The following is a 21,850-nucleotide window of genomic DNA, read 5'->3' on the forward strand; positions in this document are numbered from 1 at the left end:
ATGCCATTGAGCGCCAAAAGTCGTCGCCCGTTGCGCATCCGCATCATGGTGAGCCTGCTATGTGGATTGCTCCCGGTGTTATTGGGCTTTGCCATTCTCTATATGCAGGCTGGACGTGCTCTTCAGCAAAGCACCCGGGTGACCGCCGACGAAGCCCTGCGCCAGTTCGAACTGATGCTGGACAACACGGCGCAATCCGCGAGCGAGTTGCTGCCGTTGGCCGGGCAAGACTGCAACGACGTCAAACTGGCCTTGCGTGAACAGGTCACGCGCCGTCCGTTTGTGCGCTCGGCCAGCCTGGTGTGGGAGGACAACCTCTATTGCAGTTCGTTGTTCGGTGACTCTCAGCAAAAGGTCGACGCCAAGGACTATGTACAAGGCAAGTTGTGGCTTATGAATGGCAACCCTGTCACCCCCGATACGGCGTTGCTGGTGTATCGCCTGAACGAGGGGAAACAGGGAGCGCTGACGACGCTGGACGGTTACCACTTGACTAACGTGCTGCGCCTGATTGGTCGCAAGACAATATTGTTGCTGCAAGTGGGCCCGAACTGGTTGTCCGTCGACGGCAAAGTCCACGAAGACGCCCTGCCCGTCTTGCCCTTGGCCGAAAGTGAACTCACGTCCTCGCGCTATGCCTTTTCGGTCGTAGCCGGTTTCCCCGAGGGGGAAAACTGGCGTTACATGGCCAGCGAATACCCGCCGCTGTTCAGCCTGCTGATTTTTTTTGGCGTGGCGTCGGGTGCCATCGGCCACGTCCTGCAAAGGCGTTCATGGTCACCCATTCATGAAATGCAGCGCGCCCTCGCAGCCGAAGAGTTTGTCCCCTACTTTCAGCCTGTGGTGCATGGCGATACCCGGAAGTGGTCCGGCACCGAAGTATTAATGCGCTGGAAACATCCCAAGGAAGGCCTGGTGCGGCCCGACCTGTTCATCCCTTTCGCCGAAGACTCCCGGTTGATCGTGCCCATGACCCGCTCGCTCATGCGCCAGACCGCACAGTTGCTGGGGCCTGTTTCTTCTACGTTTGCCGAGCCCTTTCACATCGGCATCAATATCACCGCCAGCCACTGCAACGACCTGGAACTGGTCAAGGACTGCCGTGCGTTTCTAAGCGCCTTCGCACCCGGTTCCATCCACCTGGTGCTGGAACTGACCGAGCGCGAACTGATCAAGCCGAGTGACATTACGCTTGAGCTGTTCGAACAGCTTCATGCACTGGGTGTGATGATCGCGATAGACGACTTCGGTACCGGGCACTCGAGCCTGGGTTATCTGCGTCAGTTCAACGTGGACTTCCTGAAAATCGACCAGAGTTTCGTTGCTATGATCGGCATCGACGCCCTCTCACGACACATTCTGGACACCATCATCGAACTCTCGGTCAAGCTCGACCTGGGAATTGTTGCCGAAGGTGTGGAAACGGAAGAACAAAGTGACTATCTGACCGCTCACGGTGTGAACTTCCTGCAAGGTTATCTGTTCGGCCAACCGATGCCCGGTGCCGAGTTCATTAACGCATTAACCCACCATTAACTAACGCCTCTAAAGCGACGAGACATCGACACCGCGCACCAATTTGAATCAAAAGACTACTGTTGTTACATGAAGAAAAAGTCAGGATTTACTCTTGGCCAATTAACTACTACAATTTTTCATGCCTGTGCAAGATTGGCAGGTGAGCCACTATCACCGAGTCGCTTCAAGGCTCTTGGCTTATAGCTTTGTTTGCGGTTGGTATCAGCCAAACACACTATTGGAGTAAAGATATTGTCCAGACTCGCTGAATTTCGTGCAGCTGAAAAGGCCCTTCAGGAACAGCTCAAGCAGCTGGAATCGCTGAAGAATGATGCCGGGCTCAAGAAAGAAATCGAATTCGAAGAAAAGCTCCAGGGGCTGATGAAAACCTACGGCAAAGGCCTGCGTGACATCATCGCCATTCTCGATCCGAACCCGGCAAAATCCGGTCTGCAACAAGCAAAAACACCTAAAACCCGCCGCGCTCGCGTGGTCAAGGTCTATCAGAACCCGCACACCGGCGAACTGATTGAAACCAAGGGTGGCAACCACCGAGGCCTGAAGGCCTGGAAGGAACAATACGGTGCCGCCACCGTTGATTCCTGGCTGCGCGGCTAACAGCTAGCGGTTATAAAAAAGCCCTGCCAATGCAGGGCTTTTTCATGGATACCCTCTAAATGCAACGATTAGTAGGGCTCAACTCGCAACTTACCGATTAACTTTGCGCTTAATGCCTTTGGGTATCTAAAAATTTCGGTTCAAGCCAAAATCCGCTTCCACGTAAAATCCCGGCACTAAAGTTTCAAGCTGTTTCGTACCCCCTCAATTTCTTCCTGATTTACCTTATAAGCCTCGGCCTGCCCCGCAAACGAAAGTACATAGGCTTTATCGTCGTCCACCGCACCCACCAATGTTTGCGACAGCACATGTCGCCCGTTTTGGGTGATGGTGCATGTAGTTTCCAGCGCCGACAGACGGCTCAACGTCGCGGGATGAATTTTGTTGCAGACACTTTGATAGCCGCTTTGAAAGAAGTCCTTCTGCACCGCCTTGCGCATCTCCAGCAGCACGCCTTGCACATTCACCTGATGACCGCTTTCAACCTGAGTCATGGTCAACTCCATGACCATCACTGGCGTGCCACCTTCATCGTTTTTGACCGCACGCTGACGGGAAACAGCAGCGCTGGCACCCTCTTGCGCAAGGGGCTCGACCACCCAGCCACTTGGCCACGTCACTTGGGGCGCCTCTGCCTGTGCGCTGGCAACCGCAGACAAGATGCCCAACAGGGCAAACATCGGCTTATAGAATCGAACCATTGCAATAAACACTCACGGATTGAGCCGCAAAGTCTGAGCCTCGGCCGCTTGTCAGGCAATAGCAGACTGTTTGGGTTTGGTGATGTCTGAGGCGTTGCGTATCATTGTTGCCATTCGTTAGCCCCACTTATTTTTCCGGAGGGCCCATGAGCCTGCACGAATTGAACACCTTCCCAGGCGTCACCGCCCAGCCTGACACCGCGACCCAGAAGTTCGTCTTCAACCACACCATGCTGCGGGTCAAGGACATCACCAAATCCCTGGATTTCTACACCCGCATCCTCGGTTTCACACTGGTGGAAAAACGCGACTTCCCGGAAGCCGAGTTCAGCCTGTATTTCCTCGCCCTGGTTGACAAAAACCAGGTTCCGACCGACGCCGCTGCTCGCACCGAGTGGATGAAATCGATCCCCGGCATTCTCGAACTGACCCACAACCACGGCACCGAGAACGACCCTGACTTCGCTTACCACAACGGCAACACCGACCCGCGTGGTTTCGGTCATATCTGCATTTCCGTGCCGGACATTCGTGCTGCCTGCGAGCGCTTCGAAGCACTGGGCTGCGATTTCCAGAAGCGCCTGAATGACGGACGCATGAAGAGCCTGGCCTTTATCAAGGACCCGGATGCTTACTGGGTCGAGATCATCCAGCCAGCACCGCTGTAATCCGCACCAAATATCCCCTGTGGGAGCGGGCTTGCTCGCGAAAGCGGTGTGTCATTTAGCAGTGATGTTGGCTGACACACCGCCTTCGCGAGCAAGCCCGCTCCCACATTTGATCTGCGCAAGGCACAAAAAAACCCCATGATATCTCATGGGGTTTTGTGTTTTCAGTATCGGCGTTTACGCCGGAGCGGAAGTGCGGATCAAGTGATCGAATGCGCTCAGGGAAGCCTTGGCGCCCTCGCCCACGGCGATCACGATCTGCTTGTACGGCACGGTGGTCACGTCACCGGCGGCAAACACGCCCGGCATCGAGGTTTCACCGCGAGCATCGACGATGATCTCGCCACGTGGCGACAGCTCGATGGTGCCCTTGAGCCAATCGGTGTTAGGCAGCAAACCGATCTGCACGAAGATGCCTTCGAGGTTGACCGTGTTGAACTCACCCGAATCGCGATCCTTGTAGACCAGACCAGTCACCTTCTGGCCATCGCCTTTCACTTCACTGGTCAAAGCACTGGTGATGACGGTGACGTTCGGCAGGCTGAACAGCTTGCGTTGCAACACGGCATCAGCGCGCAGCTTGCTGTCGAATTCCAGCAACGTGACATGGCTGACGATACCCGCCAGGTCGATGGCCGCTTCAACGCCGGAGTTACCGCCGCCAATTACCGCCACACGTTTGCCCTTGAACAGCGGGCCGTCGCAGTGCGGGCAGAAACAGACGCCTTTGGCTTTGTATTCCTGCTCGCCCGGCACGCCCATTTCACGCCAGCGCGCACCCGTGGCAAGAATCAGCGCCTTGGTTTTCAACGTGGCGCCGCTTTCGAAGCGGACTTCGTGCAACTCGCCGGGATTCTTCGCCGGAATCAGCGCGGTGGCACGTTGCAGGTTCATGATATCGACGTCGTATTGCTTGACGTGTTCTTCGAGCGCGCTGGCCAGTTTCGGCCCTTCGGTTTCCTGCACGGAGATGAAGTTTTCGATGGCCATGGTGTCGAGCACCTGCCCACCAAAACGCTCTGCCGCGACACCGGTGCGAATGCCTTTACGCGCGGCGTAGATGGCCGCTGCTGCACCCGCCGGGCCACCGCCGACGACCAATACATCGAAGGCTTCTTTCGCGCTGAGCTTCTCGGCTTGACGCTCGATGCCGCTGGTGTCGAGCTTGGCGAGGATTTCTTCCAGGCCCATGCGGCCCTGGCCGAAGTTCACGCCGTTCAGGTAAACGCTGGGCACCGCCATGATCTGGCGCTCATCGACTTCGGCCTGGAACAGCGCGCCGTCAATGGCGACGTGGCGGATGTTGGGGTTCAACACGGCCATCAGGTTCAGCGCCTGGACCACGTCCGGGCAGTTCTGGCAGGACAGCGAGAAGTAAGTCTCGAAGCTGAACTCGCCTTTGAGTGAGCGAATCTGTTCGATCACTTCAGCACTGGCCTTCGAAGGGTGGCCGCCGACTTGTAGCAGCGCCAACACTAACGAAGTGAATTCGTGGCCCATCGGGAGGCCGGCGAAACGCAGGCTGATGTCCGCGCCTGGGCGATTGATCGAAAACGATGGCTTGCGTGCATCATCACCGTTATCGAGCAAGGTAATTTGTGTGGAAAGACTGGCAACGTCTTTCAACAGTTCGAGCATTTCCCGGGATTTCGCACCGTCGTCGAGGGAAGCAACGATCTCGATCGGCTGGGTGACCCGTTCCAGGTACGATTTCAACTGGGCTTTAAGATTGGCGTCCAACATACGGGCGATTTCCTTTCTGGTGTTTCATGAAAAGCAGGCATAAAAAAACGCCCGAGCGAATCTCGCCCGGGCGTTTTTGAGGGCGGTTGCAGCTTACTGAGTAGGTGCGGCGTACCGCCCTGATGAAGCGCTCACAGACTTAGATCTTGCCGACCAGGTCCAGGGACGGCGCCAGAGTGGCCTCGCCTTCTTTCCACTTGGCTGGGCAAACCTGGCCTGGGTGAGCAGCGACGTACTGGGCAGCCTTGATCTTGCGCAGCAGCTCGGAAGCGTCACGGCCAACGCCGCCATCGTTCAGTTCAACGATTTTGATCTGGCCTTCAGGGTTGATCACGAAGGTGCCACGGTCAGCCAGGCCTGCGTCTTCGATCAGCACGTCGAAGTTGCGGGAGATGGCGTGAGTCGGGTCGCCGATCATGGTGTACTGGATTTTGCCGATGGCTGGCGAAGTGTTGTGCCAGGCAGCGTGGGCAAAGTGGGTGTCGGTGGAAACGCTGTAGATCTCGACGCCCAGCTTCTGGAACGCGTCGTAGTTATCAGCCAGGTCTTCCAGCTCGGTCGGGCAAACGAAGGTGAAGTCAGCCGGGTAGAAGAAAACGACCGACCACTTGCCTTTCAGGTCAGCGTCCGAGACTTTTACGAAGTCGCCGTTTTTGAATGCGTCAGCTTTGAACGGTTTAACTTGGCTGTTGATGATAGGCATCGATGACTCTCCGTCAGGGTTGAAAAGTTTGGTTGAGAAGTTGATGGGGTGAATCCTACCCAACCGATCCCCGGATGGCTCATTGGCAAACCTGATGCTGCTGATTTGTTTTCGCTATTAGCCGACGGTATTAATAGAAGAAAACGTGATCTACAGCGCCACTGGTTTTTCAGTGACCCGAGCCATTCCGAGAAACGGGCTAGCTTCAACATAGCGCATGGCGGACTTCATATCCTTCCAGCCCACGTAACTCATCAACGACTTCAAGTCCCAACCGCTCTGATGCGCCCAACTGGCAAACCCGCGCCGCAAGGAGTGACTGGTGTAGTGCTCGGCGGGAATACCGGCACGTTCCAGCGCCTGACGCAGTAACGGGATGACGCTGTTGGCATGCAACCCCTCCTCGCTCAAGTGACCCCAGCGGTCAATGCCGCGAAACACCGGCCCGCGAACCAATGCCGCCTCGTTGATCCAGGCGATATACGCCTGCACTGGACACAAGCGCTGCAAGGCAGGCGTCTGATAGGTTTTCCCAAGGTTTTCGCGATCGCTTTTGCTGCGCGGCAAATAGACGGTGATGCCCGAGCCGGCGCTGGCATGCACGTGCTCAATCTGTACGCGGCACAACTCATCGCTACGGAAACCACGCCAGAAGCCCAACAGGATCAGCGCCATGTCGCGCCGCGCCCTGAGCAGAGTCGGTTGGTCACCTTGAGATTTGGCGGTTTGTGCCTCCAGCTCAAGCCAGGCCACCACCTGCTCCAGATGCTGAAGCTGCAGGGGCTCGGCCTGTTTCTCTTGAGCCGGGTGCAACGCACGGATGCCCTTGAACACTTTTTGCACCACCGGCGACTTGGTCGGGTCGGGAAACCCCTGGCTGTTGTGCCACTGCGCCAGCGCCGACAAACGCAGCTTCAACGTATTGATGGACAACACGCCCGCATGCGCCACGAGGTAGCGCGCAACGCTGTCGCTGGTAGCCGGCAAAAAACCGCCCCAACTGACCTCGAAATGCTCGATGGCTGCCCGGTAGCTGCGACGGGTGTTGTCGCGCGTAGCGGCTTGTAGGTATCGATCCAGCTCGGTCATCGGCTCAATTCTCTAAACGTACCGCTTTGGCGGGTCTAAACGCGCGGCGCGGCTGATCACACGGGGTAATACCAGTATATCCCGCATGACAAACTGACATCATTTATCTTTATTTTTCAGATGGTACACTGCGTACTTTAGTGGCATGTACCACAGTACGAAATCGTAGGAGAACTCATGGCTCGTGGCGGCGTAAATAAAGCAGTGGTGCAAGCAGCACGTTTGGCGATCCTCGCCCGCGGCGAAAACCCAAGCATCGATGCAGTACGAATCGAAATGGGCAACACCGGCTCGAAAACCACCATTCACCGCTACCTGAAAGAACTGGATGACGGTCGCGAACGCGCCGAGCCTGCGCCAGAGCCTATCGATGATGAGCTGGCAGGCCTGGTTTCGCGCTTGGCACAACGCCTCAAGGAGAAGGCTCAGGAACCCATCGATCAGGCTCGCGAGCAGTTTGATCAGCAGCGAAAAACACTGGAAAGCCAGCTTACAGAGGCCCGGGAAACCAACGCCGAATTGCATCAGCAATATGAGATGCAAAGCCTGGCCCTGACACAGGAATCGGAATCGCTGCAAGAAACCCGCTCGATGCTGCAAACCGAACAAACCCGCAACGCCGGGCTGAATCAGGCACTGGCCGGCTTCGAATTGCGCCTGCAGGACAAGGACGAACAAATCCGCTCGCTGGAAGAGAAGCACCTGCACGCGCGCGAGGCATTGGAGCACTATCGCAACGCCGTCAAGGAACAGCGCGAACAGGAACAAAGCCGCCATGAAAGCCAGGTGCAGCAGATTCAGATGGAACTGCGTCAGTCGCAACAGAGCGCAATGGTGCGCCAGGACGAAATCACTCAACTGCACCGTGACAACGAGCGGCTATTCACTGAAAACCGTGGCACCCAGAGAGAGCTGAACCTGTTGCAGGATCAACTCAAGCAAACCAACACGCGGCAAGACCAATTACTGGAGCAGGTCAATCGTATCGACAGTGAGCGCACCCTCCTCCAGGAACGCTTGCGCGTCGCCCTGCTGGAAAGCCAGGCGTTGAAGCAGAGTGTCGACGAGCAGTTGCAGGCGAATAAAGCGCTGGAAATCGAGTTGCTCAAGACTCAGGCGAGCCTGGATGAAAGCCTGCGCCTGGCGGCCGTCGTTGCGACAGCGCCAGACGCAACCAAGGACGATTAACCGGCGACAGGCGTACGCATGGTGACGAACTCTTCGGCGGCCGTCGGGTGCACGCCGATGGTTTCATCGAAATCGCGCTTGGTCGCTCCCGCTTTCAATGCAATTGCCAAACCCTGAACGATCTCACCGGCATCCGGGCCGACCATGTGGCAGCCCAGAACCTTGTCGGTTTTGGCGTCGACCACCAGTTTCATCAGCGTGCGCTCCTGGCATTCCGTCAGGGTCAACTTCATCGGGCGGAAGCGGCTTTCGAAGATCACCACCTCGTGGCCGGCTTCGAGAGCATCTTCCTCGCTCAAGCCAACGGTGCCAATGTTCGGCAGACTGAACACGGCCGTCGGGATCATTTTGTAATCCACTGGGCGATATTGCTCGGGCTTGAACAAACGTCGCGCCACGGCCATGCCTTCGGCCAATGCAACCGGCGTCAGTTGAACACGACCAATCACATCACCCAGCGCCAGGATCGACGGCTCGGCTGTCTGATACTGATCATCAACTTCGACAAAGCCTTTCTTGTCGAGCTTGACGCCCGTGTTTTCCAGACCAAGGTTGTCGAGCATCGGGCGCCGGCCGGTCGCGTAGAACACACAATCGGCTTCCAGCTCGCGGCCATCCTTGAGCGTCACCTTCAGGCTGCCATCAGGCTGCTTGTCGATACGCTCGATGTCGGAATTGAACTGCAGGTCCATGCCGCGCTTGGTCAGCTCTTCCTGCAAATGCTTGCGTACCGCACCGTCGAAGCCGCGCAGGAACAGCTCACCGCGATACAGCAACGTGGTACTGGCGCCCAAGCCATGGAAAATACCCGCGAACTCAACAGCAATATAGCCACCGCCCACGACCAGAACGCGTTTCGGCAGCGCCTTGAGAAAGAAGGCCTGATTGGAACTGATTGCATGCTCGTGCCCCGGAATTTCCGGGATCTGCGGCCAGCCGCCGGTAGCAATCAGGATATTTTTAGCGGTGTGGCGCTCGCCATTGATCTCGACCGTGTTCGGGTCGACGATTTTGGCGTGACCTTCATGTAACGTCACGCCGCTGTTGACCAGCAAATTGCGGTAAATGCCATTCAGGCGATTGATCTCACGGTCCTTGTTGGCGATCAGCGTGGCCCAATCGAACTGAGCCTCACCCGGTGTCCAGCCGAAACCGGACGATTGCTCGAAGTCCTCGGCGAAGTGCGCACCGTAGACCAGCAACTTCTTCGGCACGCAGCCGACGTTCACACAGGTGCCGCCCAGGTAGCGGCTCTCGGCCACCGCCACTTTCGCGCCATATCCGGCGGCAAACCGCGCAGCCCGCACACCGCCGGAACCCGCGCCAATCACATACAAATCAAAATCGTAGGCCATTTTCAATCTCCTCGGCAGTCCACCAGCATACCCGCAGACGCCCACCGGGCAAGCACTGCAAACGATATGGGGCCAGAAAATGAAAAAGCCACCCGAAGGTGGCTTTTCAATACAAGCGGGTCAGGCGCTATCAGTAAGCCTTGCCGGTCTTGTAGAAGTTCTCGAAGCAGAAGTTGGTCGCGTCAATGTAGCCTTCAGCGCCACCGCAGTCGAAACGCTTGCCTTTGAACTTGTAGGCAATGACGCAACCGTCCTGCGCTTGCTTCATCAGGGCGTCAGTGATCTGGATCTCGCCACCCTTGCCCGGCTCGGTCTGTTCGATCAGGCTGAAAATGTCCGGCGTCATGATGTAACGGCCGATGATCGCCAGGTTCGAGGGTGCATCTTCAGGTTTTGGCTTCTCGACCATGTTGCGTACACGGTACAGGTCGTCACCAATCAGGTCGCCGGCAATCACACCGTATTTGCTGGTTTCCTGCGGATCTACTTCCATGATCGCGACGATGGTGCAGCGATACTGCTTGTACAGCTTGACCATCTGCTTGAGCACGCCGTCACCTTCGAGGTTGACGCACAAGTCATCCGCCAGTACCACGGCGAACGGTTCGTCGCCGATCAGCGGACGACCGGTCAGGATGGCATGGCCCAGGCCTTTCATTTCGGTCTGGCGAGTGTAGGAGAAGGAGCACTCATCCAGCAGACGACGGATACCGACCAGGTATTTCTCTTTGTCGGTGCCCTTGATCTGGTTTTCCAGCTCGTAGCTGATGTCGAAGTGGTCTTCCAGGGCACGCTTGCCGCGACCGGTGACGATGGAGATTTCGGTCAAGCCGGCATCCAGAGCTTCTTCGACGCCGTACTGGATCAGTGGCTTGTTTACCACCGGCAGCATTTCTTTAGGCATGGCTTTAGTCGCTGGCAGGAAGCGAGTACCGTAACCGGCTGCTGGGAACAAGCATTTCTTGATCATATAAGTCCTTGAAAGGGCTGTGTGTACGAGTTTCGGCGCAGTCTAATCAGGCGGCGCGCACCTTACAATGCCCCGCACTGGCTAACCGATGCCATCATAGAGAAATATTCTCGCGGATAGTTCCGCAAATAGCCAAGCAGCCATTCTGCAGCCTCAATAGATAGCAGAGATCAGCGGACAATCAAACGAGCTTGCGAATGCACCACAATACGCCCATCGGCACTCTCCCAGTGCATTTGGCGCTATCATGGCGCAATTGAACCAGCCAACGAGGCAGATAGATGTCGGAAGCAAAAAGCATCAACGGGTTCCTGATCATTCAGGCGAAAGACGGCCAATGGTGGATAAACAACTTCGGCGGCGGCGAGAATATCGCCGGGCCATTCACTAGCGAAGCGCTCGCGATTGAAGTGGCATCCGTATTGCAGCTTGAACACCCAACCGTCAAACGCCGCGGTAAAGACAAGACTTGATCTGAACCCGCTTTTGACCAAGCCCTGCTTCGCGCAGGGCTTTTTTGTGGCGCCTGCAAAGAAGTGGCCCTTCGCTATAACCTTTTGATGCCAGCGCTGTCACAGGCTTAGCCCCATCATCCTGACGACGACAATGACATGACTAAATTTTTGCCTCTGATTGCAGTATTGGCCCTGAGCGGCTGTGCCACCTCGGAACCGGCTTATCTGAAAAACGGCGAGCAGGGGCTGGCCATCGACTGCTCCGGCGAAGCCAACTCCTGGGCCACGTGCTACGAAAAAGCCGATACCTCCTGCGCTGGCACCGGCTACCGGATTGTCGGCACCGACGGCACACCGTCAACCAAGGAAAGCGACAAGACCCTGGGTGTCGACGTCGGCAATTTCAAGAACCGGAGCGTGGTTGTGGTGTGCAAGTAAGGCGCTGACGCTATATGTGAATTTCAGCAAATTTGATCCCGAGACCGCGCACGGTCTCGATCAAGTCGTCGAGACGACAGAAAGATTCGACTTCATCGTTATCGTCCACCAGAAAATAGCTGCGCCCGGCGCTTTTCTTGAAAAACACGATCCATTCCCCTGAATTCGCCGGATTCTGAATCACATGGGTGGCAGAGATGTGGCCCTCTGCATGGCGCTCCCGAACCTGCTCTCGCTTCATGCCCGACTCCAGAAATGACAATGCCGTCAAAGCAAAACCTTGACGGCATCAATGTTGATTGCGGCGAGTAGTCTATCAGCCGGAAATACAGGCATTGGCTGCTTTCTGCACGTCTTTTGGACGCACTGGCACATTGGACATCCGCTCATGCAGCTTGATGCTGCTACCACCGGAGCGTTCTTCAATGTCAAAGACAGCTGCCGGATCCGAGGAGAACTTCGCCGGAACAATCACGCGCATCCCGTCCTTGTGCGGCTCCACCTGTAGAGCGCCACGGCTCTCGGCCAGTTGTGTAACCAGACACTGCGCGTACTCATGGGGCTTCTTGCCTGAGATCACGCTCATGGTCGGCAGCGTCTCGTTGATCTCCGAAACACTCGCGCAGCCACTCATGACCAACGCCACCGGCAGGACTAACACACCCCACTTCATACAAAACCTCCGATAAAGACCCTCGGACAGCGCAAATGCTGATTTTCTCCGAGGCGTACCGCTTTTATCGCTCATAGAATTCCGAATAACTGTTTTTAATTGTCAAAGCGGACCCCGACGACCCGATAATAACCTGTTCGGGCTGATAAACTGCGCCAATCGCCCATGCTATCGTTTTGATTTTGTAGAAAAAGCCCTTCTGGAGGCGCCCCATGAAATTTATCCACCAGCGCGAGCACCTCAATGAAGACGACATTGTCGTCATCCAGTGCTCCCAAACGTGCAACATCCGCTTGATGAACGACGCCAACTTCCGCAGCTTCAAAAATGGTGGTCGTCACACTTACCACGGCGGCGCATTCGACACCTTCCCGGCCCGGATCACCGCGCCGAGCACCGGTTTCTGGAACATCACCATCGACACGGTCAACCGCCGCCCGATCAGTGTTACACGTAAACCGACCCTGACTCACTCGATCAAGATCATCCGTCGCTCCAGCTCGAAACTGAGCTGAGCAACGTCCGCAGACGAAGAAAGGCAGACATGACCGTGGCTCAAACGACCAAGTACGTCATCAAATACAAACTCAACGGTGAACGCCGCTTCGAGTTTGCCCAGCTTGAAAACGGCACCGCCGAAGAAGCCAAGGCCGCGCTCGATGCCATTCATGGCCAGAGCGAGGACGTCATCAGCGAGATCAGCGTCAGCAAAGCGCTGTAATAGCCTGCGGAGCGACCACATGGATGTTGGCTCCCGATTCTGAAATTTGACCGCAAGCGCCGGAGTGTTCGCCCCCTCCCCCCTGTTTAGACTGACTACCTCAACCTTGGGTCAAGGAGTCAGAATATGCTGGAGCAACAACTCGATGAGGATGGCTGGGCCATTATCAGATCGCTCCTCAGCGCCCCGGACTGCGACGAAATCAGCGCCTTTTATGGGGAGCCCGAACGCTTTCGTTCTCAGGTGATAATGGCTCGTCACGGTTTTGGTCGGGGCGAGTACAAGTACTTCAAATACCCTCTACCGGATCCCGTCGCCCGATTGCGCAGCGAGCTCTACCCCGGCCTGGTACCGATTGCCAATCGCTGGCACGAATGCATGGGGCTGCCGACGCGTTTCCCTGCATCGCATGAAGCTTTTTTGCAACGCTGCCATGCCGCCGGTCAGGAGCGCCCCACGCCCTTGTTGCTGCAATATGGCCCGCAGGACTACAACTGCCTGCATCAGGACCTGTACGGCGAACACGTTTTCCCGTTGCAAGTGGCGATTCTTCTGTCAGAACCGAACGAAGACTTTACCGGCGGCGAGTTCGTGCTGACCGAACAGCGTCCCCGGATGCAATCACGCCCTCAAGTCATTGACCTGAGAAAAGGCGATGCCGTGATCTTTGCCGTCAGCCAGCGGCCGGTCAAAGGTGTTCGCGGGTATTACCGAGTGAACATGCGCCACGGTGTGAGTCGCCTGCAAAGCGGAAAACGGCATACCCTTGGAATCATCTTTCACGATGCGTTATGAGTCATGAGTCATGAGCCCAATTACCCTGGATTTGTTTGCTGACACCGAACCCGAGCAACCGCCCAGGCGCTTGCAGATCGGTGAACAATCCTGCGTTCTGCGCGGCTTCGCCCTGCCACGGCTGGACCCGTTGCTGATCGCCCTGGACGCAATCCTGGCAGCCGCGCCGTTTCGGCAGATGGTTACGCCCGGCGGCTTTACCATGTCAGTGGCCTTGAGCAGTTGCGGCACCTGGGGCTGGACCACCGACCGAAGCGGCTATCAATACACACGCGACGACCCACAGACCGGAAATCCCTGGCCCGAGATGCCTGAAGTGTTTTTCGAACTGGCCCAAGCAGCGGCACGTGAAGCGGGATTTGCGGCGTTTGTTCCCGATTCCTGCCTGATCAACCGCTATGTTCCGGGGGCCAAAATGTCATTGCACCAGGACAAAGACGAAAACTCCTACGCAGCACCGATCGTGTCGGTGTCGCTGGGGTTGCCGGCGACCTTCCTGTTCGGTGGCTTCGAACGAGGCGATAAAAGCCAGCGCGTGCCGCTATTCCATGGCGACATCGTAGTCTGGGGTGGCGTGGACCGCTTGCGCTATCACGGCGTACTGCCGATCAAGGACGGGCATCATCCAAGGCTGGGCGAACAACGGATCAACTTCACGTTTCGCACTGCGCGATGATGCGCTCGAATTTGACCGCAAGACCCGGAGTGCTGCGCCACTTCTGTCTGATTAATCTGAATGAAACAGGTCAATGGAAATACCGACATGACAACTCATTCGACTAAAACAGTGACTGAAATCGATCCTCGCTGGGCCGCGGTCGTCGCCCGCGATCCTGCCGCGGACGGGCAATTTGTCTATGCCGTAAAAACCACCGGCATCTACTGTCGCCCCAGCAGCCTCGCACGTTTGCCAAAACCGCAGAATGTGGAGTTTTTCGACACGCCGGAGCAAGCTCAGGCGGCAGGCTATCGTCCGAGCAAACGAGCCGTTAAAGATCAAAGTGATGTCGCCGCTCAACACGCGGCCACGGTGGCCGCAGCCTGCCGGCACATCGAGTCCGCCGAAAATCTGCCTGCACTCAATGAACTGGCCGACGCAGCGGGCCTGAGCAGTTTCCATTTCCATCGAGTGTTCAAAGCCGTCACCGGGCTGACACCCAAGGGCTACGCCACGGCCCATCGCTCGCGCAAGGTGCGCGAACGTCTGGCTGATGGGGGGACCATCACCGACGCTCTGTATGAGGCCGGTTTCAACTCCAACAGTCGATTCTATGAAGCAGCCGATCACCTGTTAGGCATGAAACCTGGAGACTACCGCGCTGCCGGACAGAACAACGACATCCGCTTTGCCGTCGGCCAGTGCTCCCTGGGGGCGATTCTGGTTGCGCAAAGTGAACGCGGCGTTTGCGCGATTTTGCTCGGGGACGACCCGCACCAGTTGGTCTGCGATCTGCAAGACAAGTTTCGCCGCGCGAACCTGATCGGTGCCGACCATGATTTCGAGCAATTGATCGCCAAGGTTGTAGGGTTTATTGAAGCCCCGGCCATCGGCCTCGACTTGCCGCTGGACGTACGCGGCACGGCGTTCCAGGAACGCGTCTGGCAAGCCCTGCGTGAGATTCCCGCCGGCCGTACCGCCAGCTATGCCGACATCGCCCAACGCATCGGTTCGCCGAAGGCGGTGCGCGCCGTGGCCCAGGCATGTGGCGCGAACAGCCTGGCGGTGGCAATCCCTTGCCATCGCGTGGTACGCAGCGATGGCAACCTGTCGGGTTATCGCTGGGGGGTTGAGCGCAAGCGTCAGTTGCTGGAACGCGAGACGCGCTGATCAGCGATTCACATCGACCACCACCCGCCCGCGCAATTGCCCGGCAAGCAAGCGCGGTGCGGCATCGATGGCTTCACTCAAGCCGATTTCATGGCTGATCAGCGGCAACAACGAGAAGTCCAGGTCCTTGGCCAGTCGATTCCAGGCCAACACGCGTCTGGCCTTTGGCTGGGTCACGCTGTTGATCCCGGCCAAGGTCACACCGCGCAAAATGAACGGGGCGACAGAGGCCGGGAAGTCCATGCCTTGTGCCAGGCCACAGGCCGTTACCGTGCCATTCGCCTTCGTACTGGCACAGGCATTGGCCAATGTGTGGCTGCCGACCGAGTCGATGACCGCCGCCCAACGCTCTTTGGCCAGTGGTTTGGCGGGTTCGGACAACGTAGCGCGGTCGATGATTTCACTCGCTCCCAGCTGTTTGAGGTAGTCGTGCTCGGACGTGCGCCCGGTGGATGCGACGACGCGATAGCCCAGTTTGCTCAGCAGCGCGATGGCGAAACTGCCGACACCGCCGTTGGCACCGGTCACCAGCACTTCGCCTTGCTCGGGCGTCACGCCGTTATGCTCCAGCGCCAGGATGCTCAGCATGGCCGTGTAGCCTGCCGTGCCGACCGCCATGGCCTGAGCGGTGGTAAATTCCTTTGGCAACGGGATCAGCCAGTCACCGTTCAGACGTGCTTTCTGTGCCAGCCCGCCCCAATGCCCTTCGCCTACACCCCAGCCATTGAGTACGACTTGATCACCGACCTTGTAGTCCGGGTGATCACTGACTTCGACAGTACCTGCCAGATCAATCCCCGGCACCATCGGAAACTTTCGCACCACCGGACTGCTGCCGGTAATTGCCAATCCATCCTTGAAGTTCAGCGTGCTGTACGCCACGCGTACCGTTACATCGCCCTCGGGCAGTTGATCGTCATTGATCTCTTGAAGTGTGGCCCGGTAGCCGCTGTCATCTTTGTCGATCAAAATGCCTTTGAACATCACTGCCTCTCAATGGAGTCAATCAGGTGGACCCTTGAAATACCACAAAGAAACATCTCGCCGTACAAGACTTTAAGCTAAAGCGTCTAAGTGCCGAGCGTTTCCACCCGGTCCGACTATGCTGTTTTTCGCGGTACTGAAATACCCGAAAAGCCGTCTCGTCAATGGAGCTGACAATGCCTCACCCCCGCTTCCGTATCGTTCTGCTGATGCTCTGCCTGTTGTTTTTTACCTCGGTGCAGGCCGCACCGACGACCCATTCCGGGGCCCCTGCCAACGAGGCACCGTCAGCGCCGACCTGGCCTCAAGTTCTGACCAGCGGGGATACCAGGCTAACCGTTTACCAGCCACAGCTCGACAGTTGGGACGGTTACACCTTGCAGGCGCGGGCAGCGGTCGAGGCCACCGGGGCCGATGGAAAATCCACCTACGGCATTGTGCAATTCAGCGCCCATACGCTGGTCGACAAAGCCACCCGCTGGGTTGCGCTCGATCAATACACCCTCATCAAAGCCGATTTCCCATCCAGCGCTGCACAAGCCGACACCTGGGTCATGGCCCTGCAAAAAGACGCGACCGATCGCAAGAAAACCATTTCCCTCGATCAACTGGAAGCCGCTGTGGGGGTGCTTGCCGCCGAGAAAAAGTCCAGTGGCGAACCTATCGAGAACGCGCCGCCGGCAATCATCACCTCTGATGTACCGGCGATCCTGGTGTACATCGATGGGGAACCGGCTTATCGCCCGGTAGTCGGCACTTCGCTGGAGCGGGTCATCAACACCCGCCCGCTGCTGCTCAAGGATGCTCAAGGCAAACACTACCTGCATGTATTTGATGGCTGGATGATCGCGGATCAGTTGGGCGGCCAATACACGCCGGTGCCATCGCCCTCGGCCGAACTGGAGACCGCCAGGAAAGCTGCGATCCAGAGCCGTCAGGTCGACCTGCTGACCGGTCAGAGTGATCCAAAGGACAAGATACCGACCCTGGCCAAGCCACCGATCCCGCAGATCCATATCGCCACCGCGCCGACCGAGCTGATCGTCACCGACGGTGCGCCCCAGTGGCAACCGATTGAAGGTACACAACTGCTTTATGTCACCAACACTACCGGACACCTCTTCAAGGAAATCGGTGACCAGGACAGTTATGTGCTGATCTCCGGACGCTGGTTCAAGGCAACTGACATGAAGGGGCCATGGACCTTCGTCCCCGCCGACAAACTGCCCACCGACTTCGCCAACATTCCCGATGACAGCGCCAAGGAGAACGTGAAGGCCTCCGTTGCCGGCACGCCACAGGCCAAGGAAGCCGCCATTGCGGCCACCATCCCGCAAACCTCGGCGATCAACAAAAGCGCGGTCAAAATGAGTACGCCGCAGTTCGACGGAGAACCGCAACTCAAGGCCATCAGCGGCACGCCGCTGCAATACGTGGTGAACACAGCAACGCCAATCATCATGGTCAACGCCAACAGCTGGTATGCGGTCGAGAACGGCATCTGGTTCAACGCCAGCTCGGTTCAAGGCCCATGGCTGGTCGCCACTTCCGTGCCGTCGGTGATCTACTCGATTCCACCGAACTCACCGATGCACTACATCACTTACGTCAAAGTCTACGAGGCCAATGGCGACACCGTGGTGGTGGGTTATACGCCGGGGTATCAGGGCACCACAATTGATCCGGACAGCGGCGTGGTGGTTTATGGCACGGGTTATCCCTATACACCGTGGGTGGGCAGCGTCTGGTACGGGCCACCCGTAACCTACGGATTTGGCGTCGCCATGCGCTACACCCCTTGGACCGGCTGGACATTCGGCTTTGGTTTCGGCTGGAGTTGGGGTGGCAGCACCGTGGCCATGGGTTGGGGTTGGGGCGCCTATCCCTGGTGGGGAAATTACGGCTGGGGGTATGCCTGGGGCCCTCACCTTTATCCGGCGCCATTGCCTTGGGCCGGCGGCGCCTATGGCTATCACGGTGGCGCTGTTGCCTGGGGCCCCGGTGGCTGGGCCGGTACAACTGGCAACATCTACCGCCAATGGGGTGATCGAGCGTCAGTCAGTCGATACGGTGCCGGCTACAACGCCTGGACCGGCAATCGCTGGGCGGGTGAGGTTGGCTCTTCCTACAACTCACGGACCGGTGTCGCGGCAGCCGGTCAACGCGGCGCGGTGCACAACGTTTACACCGGCAATTATGCGGCGGGGCGCAGTGGCGTTGCTGTAGGGCCTGATGGCGGCGCGATCGCGGGGCAGCATGTAACAGTCGGCAATGCTCGTTACGGGACGCAGGTCGATGCCAACCGTGGTGCCGTTTACAACCCCAACACCGGAAATACCACCCAGTACGGCGGCATCAGCGGACGTAACTCAGGCGTAGGTCATGTCGGTGGCAACGTCTACGCCGGGCATGATGGCAACGTCTACAGAAAAACCGATGATGGCTGGCAGTCGATGGTCAGGGGCGGCGAAACTCGAGTCAACCCGGTGAACACCACGCAAATGCAAAGCCTGGATCGGGAGTCTGCCGCCCGCGACTTCGGCAACCAACGTTTTAACAACTACCACAGCTCCTCTCAGTTCATGAGTCATTCGTTTGGGGGCGGCGGTGGCCTGCATCGACGCTAAGCGCGGTTTTCCAGCAAGCCGGCCAAAAGTCGGCTGGCCCTGCGCCAGTCATTGCTGGTAAAAACCTGTTCTACCGTCCCTGCCCTGTTTTGATGTCGGAGAATCATTCAAATGAGCCAATGGCCAGACACCCGCATTCTTGACCTGCTTGGTATCGACCTGCCAATCATCCAGGCCCCCATGGCCGGCGCCAATGGATCGGCAATGGTCATCGCAGCGAGTAACGCCGGCGGTCTGGGCTCGATGCCTGCGGCCATGCTGAGCATCGAGCAACTGCGCGAGGAGCTGAAGACGATTCGCCAACACTGCCAGCGCCCATTCAACATCAACTATTTCTGCCATCAACCTCCGGCGCCTGATGAGCAGCGCGCCCGGGACTGGAAGCAACTGCTGGAACCTTACTACCGGGAGCTGGGCGTCGATTTCGAAGCACCGACGCCCGTTTCAAATCGAGCGCCGTTCGATGCCGCCGCCTGTGAGTTGGTCGAAGAGTTTCGCCCTGAAGTCGTGAGCTTTCACTTCGGCCTCCCGGAAAAATCCCTGCTGGACCGGGTAAAAGCCACCGGCGCCAAAATACTTTCCTCAGCCACTACCGTCGAAGAAGCTGTCTGGCTGGAACAGCATGGCTGCGACGCCATCATCGCCATGGGTTACGAGGCCGGTGGTCATCGCGGGATGTTCCTCAGCAAGGACCTGAGCAGCCAGGTGGGGACGTTCGCCTTGGTGCCTCAGATCGTTGATGCCGTGAAAGTACCGGTGATTGCTGCCGGCGGGATCAGTGATGCACGAGGCGTTGCGGCCGCCTTCATGCTGGGCGCTTCGGCGGTACAGGTGGGCACTGCTTACTTGTTCACGCCAGAAGCCAAGGTCAGCAAGTCTCACTACACAGCGTTGCGCACGGCAAAAGAAAGCGAGACTGCCGTCACCAACATTTTCACAGGGCGCCCCGCCCGAGGAATTCTCAACCGGGTGATGCGCGAACTCGGGCCGATCAGCGATAAAGCGCCGACCTTCCCGCTCGCCGGCGGCGCGCTGATGCCGTTGCGAGCCAAGGACGAGGCAGACTTCAGCAACCTGTGGGCTGGCCAGGCGTTCCGATTGAGCGCTGAAATGACGACAGCAGAATTGACCCGACGCCTGGCAGAAGAAGCATTGGCCAAGCTGACCCGTCTATAAGACCAGCCCTGTAGCCGCCGCCAAAGGTTGCGGCAGCGGCACAGGTTTATGCGACAAACCAACACGTTCCGTTTAAAGGCATTTCGCTATATATTCTTTTATATAGCGATTACCCCCATTGCTGCACTCGCCTACCACGGAGCCATTTGATGACCAGTCGTGCCTCACGTTTTGCCCCTTCCTGCCTCGCCAGCCTGATCGCAGTCTTTACTTTCAGCTCCGCCCACGCGGACGAAGTCCAGGTCGCCGTTGCTGCCAACTTTACTGCCCCGATCCAGGCCATCGCTGCCGATTTCGAGAAAGACACCGGGCACAAACTGGTCGCCGCGTACGGTGCAACTGGCCAGTTCTACACCCAGATCAAGAATGGCGCGCCGTTCGAAGTGTTCCTCTCGGCAGATGACAGCACACCGCAAAAACTCGAAACCGAAGGCGACACGGTCAAGGGTTCCCGCTTCACCTACGCCATTGGCACCCTGGCGTTGTGGTCGGCCAAAGATGGCTACGTCGATGCCAAGGGCGACGTGCTGAAAAAGAACGAATACGCACACCTGTCCATCGCCAACCCCAAAGCCGCGCCTTACGGCCTGGCCGCCACTCAAGTACTGGCCAAGCTGGGCCTGACCGACAAGGTCAAGGACAAGATCGTTGAAGGCCAGAACATCACCCAGGCTTATCAGTTCGTTTCCACCGGCAACGCCGAACTTGGCTTTGTAGCCTTGTCGCAGATCTACAAAGACGGCAAAGTCACCAGCGGTTCGGCGTGGATCGTACCCGCCGACATGCATGACCCGATCAAACAAGACGCGGTGATCCTCAACAAAGGCAAGGACAACCCGGCTGCCAAGGCGCTGGTTGATTACCTCAAGGGGCCGAAAGCTGCCGCTGTCATCAAATCCTACGGTTACCAACTCTAAATGACGCTGACGAGTGCCGACTTCGCCGCCATCTGGCTGACCCTCAAACTGGCGTCCCTGACGACAGCCATTCTGCTAGTCATCGGCACTCCGATTGCGTTATGGCTGTCGCGCACCCGCTCCTGGTTTCGCGGCCCGGTCGGGGCGATCGTCGCCCTGCCCCTGGTCCTGCCGCCCACGGTGATTGGTTTTTATTTGTTACTGGTGCTAGGGCCTCACGGCGTTGTTGGCCAGTTCACTCAATCGCTGGGGCTCGGCACCCTGACATTCAGTTTTGCGGGGCTGGTCGTCGGCTCGGTGCTTTATTCAATGCCGTTCGTGATTCAGCCGCTGCAAAACGCGTTCTCCGCCATCGGCACTCGTCCGCTGGAAGTCGCCGCAACCTTACGTGCCAATCCGTGGGACACCTTCTTCAGCGTGATCCTGCCGCTGGCGCGGCCCGGTTTTATCACCGCCGCGATTCTCGGATTCGCCCACACTGTCGGCGAGTTCGGCGTGGTGCTGATGATCGGCGGCAACATCCCGGACAAGACCCGCGTGGTTTCAGTGCAAATCTACGATCACGTTGAAGCCATGGAATACGCCCAGGCCCATTGGCTGGCCGGGGCGATGCTGGTGTTCTCCTTTGCTGTATTGCTGGCGCTGTACTCCAGCCGTAAAACCAAAGCGGGCTGGAGCTGATC

General features: G+C 57.7%; 24 protein-coding genes. 15 read left to right on the forward strand and 9 right to left on the reverse strand.

The window, feature by feature from the left end:
• Together BMS17_RS00880 and BMS17_RS00885 are read left to right on the forward strand one after the other, a co-directional pair.
• Positions 1 to 1,536, forward strand: coding sequence for a cyclic diguanylate phosphodiesterase (locus tag BMS17_RS00880; protein WP_046027369.1), 1,536 nt, complete (start codon positions 1 to 3; stop codon positions 1,534 to 1,536).
• 234 nt (positions 1,537 to 1,770) lie between these two features.
• Positions 1,771 to 2,136, forward strand: a complete 366-nt coding sequence (locus BMS17_RS00885) for a histone-like nucleoid-structuring protein, MvaT/MvaU family (RefSeq protein ID WP_046027370.1) — start codon at positions 1,771 to 1,773, stop codon at positions 2,134 to 2,136.
• A 176-nt stretch (positions 2,137 to 2,312) separates the two neighbouring features.
• On the opposite strand, the gene BMS17_RS00890 is transcribed toward BMS17_RS00885, so the two are convergent.
• Positions 2,313 to 2,837 (reverse strand): DUF4946 domain-containing protein, encoded by a 525-nt coding sequence (locus BMS17_RS00890; RefSeq protein WP_077430215.1) that lies wholly within the window; start codon positions 2,835 to 2,837, stop codon positions 2,313 to 2,315.
• A gap of 146 nt (positions 2,838 to 2,983) precedes the next feature.
• Here BMS17_RS00890 and gloA point away from each other — a divergent pair, with 146 nt between their 5' ends.
• Positions 2,984 to 3,505: a lactoylglutathione lyase gene (gene gloA / locus BMS17_RS00895; RefSeq protein ID WP_046027372.1), complete on the forward strand. Its 522-nt coding sequence runs from the start codon at positions 2,984 to 2,986 to the stop codon at positions 3,503 to 3,505.
• A 177-nt stretch (positions 3,506 to 3,682) separates the two neighbouring features.
• On the opposite strand, the gene ahpF is transcribed toward gloA, so the two are convergent.
• From ahpF to BMS17_RS00910, 3 genes are all read right to left on the reverse strand, one after another.
• Positions 3,683 to 5,248 (reverse strand): alkyl hydroperoxide reductase subunit F, encoded by a 1,566-nt coding sequence (gene ahpF / locus BMS17_RS00900; protein ID WP_077430216.1) that lies wholly within the window; start codon positions 5,246 to 5,248, stop codon positions 3,683 to 3,685.
• A 139-nt stretch (positions 5,249 to 5,387) separates the two neighbouring features.
• A complete protein-coding gene (ahpC, locus tag BMS17_RS00905; RefSeq protein ID WP_010460707.1) occupies positions 5,388 to 5,951 on the reverse strand; it encodes an alkyl hydroperoxide reductase subunit C in 564 nt (187 codons plus the stop codon).
• Between the two features lie 150 nt (positions 5,952 to 6,101).
• Positions 6,102 to 7,040, reverse strand: coding sequence for a site-specific integrase (locus BMS17_RS00910; RefSeq protein ID WP_046027374.1), 939 nt, complete (start codon positions 7,038 to 7,040; stop codon positions 6,102 to 6,104).
• A gap of 177 nt (positions 7,041 to 7,217) precedes the next feature.
• Here BMS17_RS00910 and BMS17_RS00915 point away from each other — a divergent pair, with 177 nt between their 5' ends.
• On the forward strand, positions 7,218 to 8,228 hold the full coding sequence (locus BMS17_RS00915; protein WP_046027375.1) for a DNA-binding protein: 1,011 nt from the start codon (positions 7,218 to 7,220) through the stop codon (positions 8,226 to 8,228).
• On the opposite strand, the gene gorA is transcribed toward BMS17_RS00915, so the two are convergent.
• Both gorA and galU read right to left on the reverse strand, forming a co-directional pair.
• Positions 8,225 to 9,583, reverse strand: a complete 1,359-nt coding sequence (gene gorA / locus BMS17_RS00920) for a glutathione-disulfide reductase (protein WP_046027376.1) — start codon at positions 9,581 to 9,583, stop codon at positions 8,225 to 8,227. The two genes, BMS17_RS00915 and gorA, sit on opposite strands and share 4 nt — an antisense overlap.
• A 130-nt stretch (positions 9,584 to 9,713) precedes the next feature.
• Positions 9,714 to 10,553 carry a UTP--glucose-1-phosphate uridylyltransferase GalU gene (galU, locus tag BMS17_RS00925; protein ID WP_046027377.1) on the reverse strand — a complete coding sequence of 280 codons (840 nt, stop codon included), beginning with the start codon at positions 10,551 to 10,553 and terminating at the stop codon, positions 9,714 to 9,716.
• Positions 10,554 to 10,834: 281 nt separating this feature from the next.
• Between galU and BMS17_RS00930 the strand changes: the two genes are divergently transcribed.
• Together BMS17_RS00930 and BMS17_RS00935 are read left to right on the forward strand one after the other, a co-directional pair.
• A complete protein-coding gene (locus tag BMS17_RS00930) occupies positions 10,835 to 11,026 on the forward strand; it encodes a hypothetical protein (RefSeq protein ID WP_046027378.1) in 192 nt (63 codons plus the stop codon).
• Positions 11,027 to 11,164: 138 nt separating this feature from the next.
• Positions 11,165 to 11,446, forward strand: coding sequence for a hypothetical protein (locus BMS17_RS00935; protein WP_046027379.1), 282 nt, complete (start codon positions 11,165 to 11,167; stop codon positions 11,444 to 11,446).
• Positions 11,447 to 11,456: 10 nt separating this feature from the next.
• Here the strand turns inward: BMS17_RS00935 and BMS17_RS00940 are convergent, their stop codons facing one another.
• Entirely contained in the window at positions 11,457 to 11,687 is a 231-nt protein-coding gene (locus BMS17_RS00940; RefSeq protein WP_046027380.1) for a hypothetical protein, read from the reverse strand.
• Between the two features lie 75 nt (positions 11,688 to 11,762).
• A complete protein-coding gene (locus tag BMS17_RS00945; protein WP_046027381.1) occupies positions 11,763 to 12,119 on the reverse strand; it encodes a hypothetical protein in 357 nt (118 codons plus the stop codon).
• Between the two features lie 212 nt (positions 12,120 to 12,331).
• Between BMS17_RS00945 and BMS17_RS00950 the strand changes: the two genes are divergently transcribed.
• The 5 genes from BMS17_RS00950 (at position 12,332) to ada (ending at position 15,463) form a co-directional block, all read left to right on the forward strand.
• Positions 12,332 to 12,634 carry a DUF1883 domain-containing protein gene (locus tag BMS17_RS00950; RefSeq protein WP_008065357.1) on the forward strand — a complete coding sequence of 101 codons (303 nt, stop codon included), beginning with the start codon at positions 12,332 to 12,334 and terminating at the stop codon, positions 12,632 to 12,634.
• A gap of 29 nt (positions 12,635 to 12,663) precedes the next feature.
• On the forward strand, positions 12,664 to 12,840 hold the full coding sequence (locus BMS17_RS30285; RefSeq protein WP_158283912.1) for a hypothetical protein: 177 nt from the start codon (positions 12,664 to 12,666) through the stop codon (positions 12,838 to 12,840).
• 126 nt (positions 12,841 to 12,966) lie between these two features.
• The gene (locus tag BMS17_RS00955) at positions 12,967 to 13,635 is read left to right on the forward strand and encodes a 2OG-Fe(II) oxygenase (RefSeq protein ID WP_046027382.1); all 669 of its coding nucleotides are present in this window, start codon (positions 12,967 to 12,969) and stop codon (positions 13,633 to 13,635) included.
• Between the two features lie 10 nt (positions 13,636 to 13,645).
• A complete protein-coding gene (alkB, locus tag BMS17_RS00960) occupies positions 13,646 to 14,311 on the forward strand; it encodes a DNA oxidative demethylase AlkB (protein ID WP_046027383.1) in 666 nt (221 codons plus the stop codon).
• An 87-nt stretch (positions 14,312 to 14,398) separates the two neighbouring features.
• On the forward strand, positions 14,399 to 15,463 hold the full coding sequence (gene ada, locus BMS17_RS00965; protein WP_046027384.1) for a bifunctional DNA-binding transcriptional regulator/O6-methylguanine-DNA methyltransferase Ada: 1,065 nt from the start codon (positions 14,399 to 14,401) through the stop codon (positions 15,461 to 15,463).
• Here the strand turns inward: ada and BMS17_RS00970 are convergent, their stop codons facing one another.
• Entirely contained in the window at positions 15,464 to 16,447 is a 984-nt protein-coding gene (locus BMS17_RS00970) for an MDR family oxidoreductase (RefSeq protein WP_077430217.1), read from the reverse strand.
• A 176-nt stretch (positions 16,448 to 16,623) separates the two neighbouring features.
• Here BMS17_RS00970 and BMS17_RS00975 point away from each other — a divergent pair, with 176 nt between their 5' ends.
• From BMS17_RS00975 to modB, 4 genes are all read left to right on the forward strand, one after another.
• Positions 16,624 to 19,074 (forward strand): autotransporter, encoded by a 2,451-nt coding sequence (locus BMS17_RS00975; protein ID WP_077430218.1) that lies wholly within the window; start codon positions 16,624 to 16,626, stop codon positions 19,072 to 19,074.
• A gap of 111 nt (positions 19,075 to 19,185) precedes the next feature.
• Positions 19,186 to 20,250, forward strand: coding sequence for a nitronate monooxygenase family protein (locus BMS17_RS00980; RefSeq protein ID WP_046027387.1), 1,065 nt, complete (start codon positions 19,186 to 19,188; stop codon positions 20,248 to 20,250).
• A 149-nt stretch (positions 20,251 to 20,399) separates the two neighbouring features.
• On the forward strand, positions 20,400 to 21,167 hold the full coding sequence (gene modA, locus BMS17_RS00985; RefSeq protein ID WP_046027388.1) for a molybdate ABC transporter substrate-binding protein: 768 nt from the start codon (positions 20,400 to 20,402) through the stop codon (positions 21,165 to 21,167).
• Positions 21,168 to 21,848 carry a molybdate ABC transporter permease subunit gene (gene modB / locus BMS17_RS00990; protein ID WP_046027389.1) on the forward strand — a complete coding sequence of 227 codons (681 nt, stop codon included), beginning with the start codon at positions 21,168 to 21,170 and terminating at the stop codon, positions 21,846 to 21,848. It abuts the gene before it with no gap.
• The last annotated feature ends 2 nt before the right edge of the window (positions 21,849 to 21,850 follow it).

Source organism: Pseudomonas sp. C9 (assembly GCF_002000165.1).
GTDB lineage: Bacteria > Pseudomonadota > Gammaproteobacteria > Pseudomonadales > Pseudomonadaceae > Aquipseudomonas.